The sequence below is a fragment of the Legionella santicrucis genome, from assembly GCF_001468135.1.
Taxonomy (GTDB): domain Bacteria; phylum Pseudomonadota; class Gammaproteobacteria; order Legionellales; family Legionellaceae; genus Legionella; species Legionella santicrucis.
On sequence record NZ_LNYU01000033.1, the window covers coordinates 1 to 5,448 of the forward strand.

Genomic DNA, 5,448 nt, shown 5'->3' on the forward strand with positions numbered 1-5,448 from the left:
CATACATCACCTTAAAAGAGGTGATTTGATCATGTTTCTTTGGGATAAACAAGATGTGTAGAAGATTCAGTTTGTTGGGGTAGAGCCATCCAGTTCAAGACCGCGCCCACTCATCATTTCTTCCAAATCTCTATAACTAATACCGTATTTACAATACCAACCCAACATAAAAATATTAATTTTTTGTTTTCCCCAATACCAGTTCGTCCTATCTATAGTGAGGACTTAGTCTAGACTAATTTGATTAAAGTGCCCCTTAATTGGTGGAGAGCCAAAAGACCCTATTAACAAATGTAACTGATGAAGAATTATTTAAGCTATTGCAGGATTTAACGTTGTTTAAAGATATTGGCGCGGGTAACTATCATGGCGAATGGAGTCATTTTATTCAATGGTATCTTATTTGTCATGATGAGATGTTGCTGCAAAATTTAAATTTTTCTCCCAGTATAATCATGTAAATGTTAGGGGATAAGGCATTTAATACAGAAAAAACGTTAGAGGAAATCAATTTTGATACAACTATTGATTTTCCTGAACACAATTTTACTTCTCCAGAAAATATCACTACCTTTTTGAGCGATACATATAGACACTATCCCCTATTGTCTAAAAACATCCTAAATCGATTTCATAAACGTGAATTGGAGAAATTATTTTCGTCTAAAGAAGACGATGACTATTTATCTTCTCCCTTTGCCTCCCCTCTCAACGCAGCATAAAAATAGATAAATATTAGTAATTCTTTGTAATAACGAACCCCAAGTTGAGGTTCATTCGTTAACTGGCGAATGGTATGAGCCTTGATAAAGACGTGAAGGTTTTAATCAAAATCATCCTATACTAGTCGACGTATATTGTATTGCCAAGACGACGTTGACCCGTGATCAATATTTTTTTCACTCGCCGGCGTCTTAATAAAAAACGCTGAAGAAACTTGAGATGTCGGTGTTTTGGTGTTCAGCGCTTCTAAAAGTGGATCAAGGTTTGTTTTATCTTTGAAAAAATGAAGCACAGCAAAATCCATTTCAACCAGTTTTGCAAGAGGATAAGCCCTAAAAACAATTGGATCAACCTCAGAGATGGCTGTCGCAATAGGCTTTGGAATCTTTTGCAAATATTGTAAGTCTTCAAATGATTGAATACTAACAGAAACATTACTCAACAAGTCAGGATTGGTAGGAGAGCAATAATCTACATCCTTAGAATAGTACACATTACAGTGATTATACGTGTAAATTTTTACCTGTGATATATCAGTGACTCGCTTATTCTCATACTTATAAATAATATCTTGTATGGCAATTGCCATAGGAGTCCTAGCATACGCGGGGTCTATCCAATAAAGCCCTTCTTCATAAGAAAAGGCTACTTCAATCCTCTTATTGGTCGAAGCATGTTTTTGACGGGCATACACCTGTCCGACCGTATCGCGAGCATAATCCTCTGCTAGTTTATACGGTAAATCATCAAAGTTTTTAGGCATACAATTTTCCTTAATAAAAAGAAAGGAATACTAACAAGATGCTTGAAAATAATAAACAATTTTTTAAAAAATGGACAGAGTAATGTTTTTTTCCCTCCTTATTTATATGTATTTATGGCTTTGTTGTGTAGATCAAAAATAGAACAAAAAAAGATGTTTATACAGCCAAGAGGTATCATAGCCCTTTTAAAATTCATGCACTCAATTCAATGCCAAATAAATATCCCAAAAAGAAAGGCTAGAACGTCGCTAAGCAGAAATATAAATTAAGCAATTGGTCAGATTATAACGAAGCATTGCGTCGCCGCGGAGACATAAGAGTGTGGATTTCTGAAGAAGTAATAGCCCATTGGTACGCTAAGGATCGCGTGTATGATGGAACGGGAACTCCAATATTGGATACTGATTTTGCTATTATTATATGTCATAAAATTCCTCAGGTTTATCGATTGCATATTCCACTCGATCGTGAACGCCAATTCCAAAAAAATCAGCTTTTTTGTTCACCTTCGCTTGGAATCACCGTTCATCATCATTTGGAATTATCGTTCACGTTCCGGTGGAATCGGCGTTCACGATCGAGTGGAATATGCAATTCAACCCGTATTTCACCGAACGAATGCTTTTTATTGACCATATGATGCAAATTAAAATACTATTGGATTTTTATAATCTTTTCAGTCTGTTAATTAAAAAATAGATAACCCAGGAGAGGGTAACGCTTTAAAACTGTTGATGTATTACTATTCATGATTTTTCATGGAGTTAGTTGTGGCTTTTGTTGAAGTAAGATGTACTGAATGTGATGGGGTGGAGGTAGTCAAGTATGGTAAATCAGGAACAGGAGAACAACGCTATCTTTGCCGAAGAGCTGTTTGTAGAAAAACTTTTCAATTAGCTCATCGTTATAAGGCCTGTGATCAAGGTAAATTGGAAAAGTTATTATCTTCCAAAGCTGAGCAACAACCCATTTTACTCTTACCTATCACCTTAGAACTTGATGAGCAATGGTCTTTCGTATGTGGGAAGTCAAATCAACGGTGGTTATGGCTTGCTTTGAATCACTACACTAGCGAAATACTCGCTTATACATTTGGAGATAGAACAGATAAGACCTGCAAACAATTGCAACACCTGATGGAACCATTCAATATAACTCAATATTTTACTGATGGACTTGGTGCCTATCAACGAATATTACCCTTTGAGCAACATGAAGAGGGAAAGCGCAATACTCAAAAAATAGAACGTAAGTTTTTAACTTTCCGTACTCGTATCAAAAGATTAGCTAGAAAAACAATCTGCTTTTCTAAATCTGAATTCATGCATGATACCGTTATCGGTTTATTTATCAATCGATTCGAGTTCGGTAGAAAAGTGTGATCAACAATTTTGATGCACTACCCAATTAGCTACATCCACGTTGAATGAACTATCCCACCCATTAATTTTCATCTCGATATCATTATATACATGCGTTTATCAAACTTACGATTGCGCGTAATACGAGACTTTTATCTGCAAGATAAGCCCACTTTACATGTCATATTGAACGATTACAACCGTACTTAAGGTTATAGGGTATAACAATGACTCTTTGTTAATTAACGCTGTCTTAATAATGAATTTTTATAATGAATATAAAATCATATTGGAGTTACAGATGAAAGATAAAAATGAGAAACAAATTTCAATCAGAGAGATAGAGGATCGGATGGCGTTTGAATATAAAACTCGACCAAGCATTTTCTCAGTAATTAAACTGAGTGCTGAATTAATGTATTCTGCTGCTAAAGGTGCTGCGTGGGGAGTTGACGAGACATATAAGATACAGAGGGAAGATAGAAAAATTCTCCATGAGCCAAGGCCTCATGTACAAGCTGTAAATCATAATTTGGATAAAAAAGATATCTCACTAAGTACTGAACAGGCAGAAAACTTCAATATTCAAAATACGATGGAGGATGAATATAAAAACCATCCAACATTTGAAGAAAGAGAGCGTTTTCATACAAAAGATCAAAAAAGAGAAGCTGCTATTGCTGAGAGATTCTATCATGAGGGAAAGGACGCACCTAAAAAATTTTTTAAGGAAGATTATACAGAAAAAGATATAGAAGAATGCCAAAAAGAACGGTTAGCTGGAACAGCTGGTTTTGTGTGTCATACTTTTTTTAAAGCCGCGAAAAACGTAGTTCGGCCGAGTGTGTATGGTGTGAATTCTGACTTTCAATTTGGTGATGAACTTATAGATGTTGCAATAAGAGAATCTGAACAATTTAATTTTAAAAAATAGATTTTTTCGGAAGATAGTTATATCGAAAGAACATTCCTATAATCAATATTCGTTGGTCGATAACTGTGCTCAAAAATAACCACGGAAATTTATAGCAATGTTTCCTTTCTGTAGAAAGCAATAGGTTGATAAGAATCCATTGTTTCATAACAAAATCTTTGATGGTACTTGTCTATAGGCTTAAATTACGATATTTTTCAAACTCAAAGAAGATTAATTGATAAATAGATATAAATTTATCTTTAATTGAGACAAAAATAGTAAAATCAGCAGGGATAATCTTTTCGGATGGTTTCTTATACCTTATGTTAATGAACTTTAAGGAAAAAAATGCTTAGTAAATTCTATAATTTTTTTGCAAGTAGCAAAAAAATTATAAAAGAAAAATTTAGTAATCAATCTGAGGTATTAGCTAAATATAAGTTAGATATTAATGATGAAAATGAACCGGTTGGAATGTGTCAGGCTATGACAAACACTTATTTGGATTTAATTTTAAATGGAGAAAACCCAACAGAATATTTAAAAGATGATAAAAAATTTTTAAAAAAAGCGATTCATGAAGAAAATTTAGAACTCGAATTTAAACAAAAAAATGGCATTTGTGATAAAGAAGATGAAAGTATTCATCATGTATTTTATAAAAACAATATTCCACATGAAGATAAAACATATGATTTAAGAATGTTAACTTCAGAAAAATTTAAAGAGTGTCTTAAAAATAAAGAACATTTGTTAATAACAGTTGAATTAGAAAATAACGTTGGTCATGAGGTATATCTTGGAAAACTAAACTCATCAAAATGCCGATTTTTTGATGCTAATTTAAATGGTGGAGAAATAATAAAGCCATGCGAAGAACTTATTCCAGAAGCTGTAGAGCATTTAAAATCATATAAACTTAAGGAAAACTCCACATTTAAAATGGGTATAAGTTAAAGTACTTAGGTCTTGGATTATTACTTAATCGGGGTTAGAAATATTTGCGCCCCTCATGAACAGCTCTGGAGTCATGTGTCACTACCCTCCTAAGGATGCCCTCCAAGATGTTCGCCAACAGGAAAAATTTTATCAACAAGCATATATTGCCGATCAGTTACTTCAGTCTATTAGTGGTGCCGCTGCAAGGAGGTTAAAGTTAAAAAATCTTTTTCAAAAGCATCCCACTGTACCCTTTCAGCAAATGGGATTTGTGGACGACTGGCAAAATGATACTTTTTGGGTAATACCATTAGCAAAATAACTGTGTCATAAATTGTGACGTAAATGTGGCAGTAATAGGAAGTTCTAGACCGTTTTTGACGATCTTGATGCATCGCAATCTATTGATAAATAAGGATTTTAAAAATAGAGCACTAGGCTTCGAGCCAAGGTGTCGGGGGTTCGAGTCCCTCCGAGAGAGCCATTTATCCTTTTAAAATCAATAGGTTACATAAAGCAATTAAATACGACGACTTGGTATTGTAGCAGAATTGTAGCATTTTTTGTGGTTTATATAGTTTTTAGCGATGTAGTTTGATAACCAAGTTGTTGGGTTCAAGTCCCTCAAACCAGCACTAACGCTCGAAAACTCCCCATATAAGCAGGCCTCATTAAATATCTATAACAAATCAGCATAAGCATCATAATTAAAATTGATTGTTGAAACAGTCCTCCCTTCATGAAA

General features: G+C 34.1%; 7 protein-coding genes and 2 pseudogenes. 7 read left to right on the top strand and 2 right to left on the bottom strand.

What is annotated here, in order from left to right; translation table 11 throughout:
• Nucleotides 1-78: 78 nt before the first annotated feature.
• A pseudogene (locus Lsan_RS23535) lies at nt 79-168 on the bottom strand (IS6 family transposase); the annotation flags it as partial.
• A gap of 95 nt (nt 169-263) precedes the next feature.
• Here Lsan_RS23535 and Lsan_RS23540 point away from each other — a divergent pair.
• Complete coding sequence (locus tag Lsan_RS23540) at nt 264-461, top strand: LirA/MavJ family T4SS effector (RefSeq protein ID WP_058514046.1); 198 nt, start codon at nt 264-266, stop codon at nt 459-461.
• Entirely contained in the window at nt 462-722 is a 261-nt protein-coding gene (locus Lsan_RS08850) for a hypothetical protein (protein WP_058514047.1), read from the top strand.
• A gap of 116 nt (nt 723-838) precedes the next feature.
• On the opposite strand, the gene Lsan_RS08855 is transcribed toward Lsan_RS08850, so the two are convergent.
• On the bottom strand, nt 839-1,486 hold the full coding sequence (locus tag Lsan_RS08855; protein ID WP_058514048.1) for a hypothetical protein: 648 nt from the start codon (nt 1,484-1,486) through the stop codon (nt 839-841).
• A 209-nt stretch (nt 1,487-1,695) separates the two neighbouring features.
• On the opposite strand from Lsan_RS08855, the pseudogene Lsan_RS22935 reads away from it, so the two are divergent.
• The 5 genes and pseudogenes from Lsan_RS22935 to Lsan_RS08875 all read left to right on the top strand — a co-directional run.
• Nucleotides 1,696-1,986: pseudogene (locus Lsan_RS22935) on the top strand (transposase); the annotation flags it as partial.
• Nucleotides 1,987-2,257: 271 nt separating this feature from the next.
• Nucleotides 2,258-2,869, top strand: coding sequence for an IS1 family transposase (locus tag Lsan_RS08860; RefSeq protein WP_202814625.1), 612 nt, complete (start codon nt 2,258-2,260; stop codon nt 2,867-2,869).
• Between the two features lie 280 nt (nt 2,870-3,149).
• A complete protein-coding gene (locus tag Lsan_RS08865; protein WP_058514049.1) occupies nt 3,150-3,782 on the top strand; it encodes a hypothetical protein in 633 nt (210 codons plus the stop codon).
• A gap of 330 nt (nt 3,783-4,112) precedes the next feature.
• The gene (locus Lsan_RS08870) at nt 4,113-4,721 is read left to right on the top strand and encodes a hypothetical protein (protein WP_058514050.1); all 609 of its coding nucleotides are present in this window, start codon (nt 4,113-4,115) and stop codon (nt 4,719-4,721) included.
• Between the two features lie 55 nt (nt 4,722-4,776).
• Nucleotides 4,777-5,025: an Abi family protein gene (locus Lsan_RS08875; RefSeq protein ID WP_133134408.1), complete on the top strand. Its 249-nt coding sequence runs from the start codon at nt 4,777-4,779 to the stop codon at nt 5,023-5,025.
• The last annotated feature ends 423 nt before the right edge of the window (nt 5,026-5,448 follow it).

Coding starts and splice junctions, on each gene's coding strand:
- Lsan_RS08850 (WP_058514047.1), top strand. CDS start 462: ATGTTAGGGGATAAGGCATTTAATACAGAAAAAACGTTAGAGGAAATC.
- Lsan_RS08855 (WP_058514048.1), bottom strand. CDS start 1,486: ATGCCTAAAAACTTTGATGATTTACCGTATAAACTAGCAGAGGATTAT.
- Lsan_RS08865 (WP_058514049.1), top strand. CDS start 3,150: ATGAAAGATAAAAATGAGAAACAAATTTCAATCAGAGAGATAGAGGAT.
- Lsan_RS08870 (WP_058514050.1), top strand. CDS start 4,113: ATGCTTAGTAAATTCTATAATTTTTTTGCAAGTAGCAAAAAAATTATA.
- Lsan_RS08875 (WP_133134408.1), top strand. CDS start 4,777: ATGAACAGCTCTGGAGTCATGTGTCACTACCCTCCTAAGGATGCCCTC.